The organism is Virgibacillus carmonensis (assembly GCF_057836705.1).
The window spans coordinates 1-509 of the sequence record NZ_JBYQFJ010000432.1; the positions used below are offsets into that span (position 1 = coordinate 1).

The following is a 509-nucleotide window of genomic DNA, read 5'->3' on the forward strand; positions in this document are numbered from 1 at the left end:
GTGGTCACATCACGGAAGGCTTCATTTTTGCATTTAAAGCAATGGGGCCTGTTATTCCAATTGCTGGTTTCTTCTTCCTGGGCAGTGCAGATTTTGCTGGAAGTATTCTTGGGGTGGGCGAAAATCCGCCAGCATTCCTGTTTGATATTGTGCAGTCTGTTCAGGAATTCTTGCCACAAAGCGCCTTATTATCAGGATTCAGTGTTTTAATCATTGGGATAATTACTGGTTTAGACGGCTCCGGATTCTCAGGGCTCCCACTGACAGGCGCACTGGCAGCTTCCCTTAATAATGGCGCAATTGATACGGAAACGTTGGCGGCTATCGGTCAAATGGGTGCTATATGGACTGGTGGCGGAACGATTGTTGCATGGTCATCCTTGATTGCCATTGCAGGATTTTGTGGTGTATCTGTAATGGATTTGGTTCGGAAAAACTTTATACCAGTTGTGGCAGGTTTGCTCATTTCCACGTTAATCGCCGTATTTTTATTGTAAATCGGCAGCATA

1 pseudogene is annotated in these 509 nt (G+C 45.4%); it reads left to right on the top strand.

The window, feature by feature from the left end:
- A pseudogene (locus tag AC3G7N_RS22735) lies at window positions 1-497 on the top strand (hypothetical protein); the annotation flags it as partial.
- Window positions 498-509 lie beyond the last annotated feature (12 nt).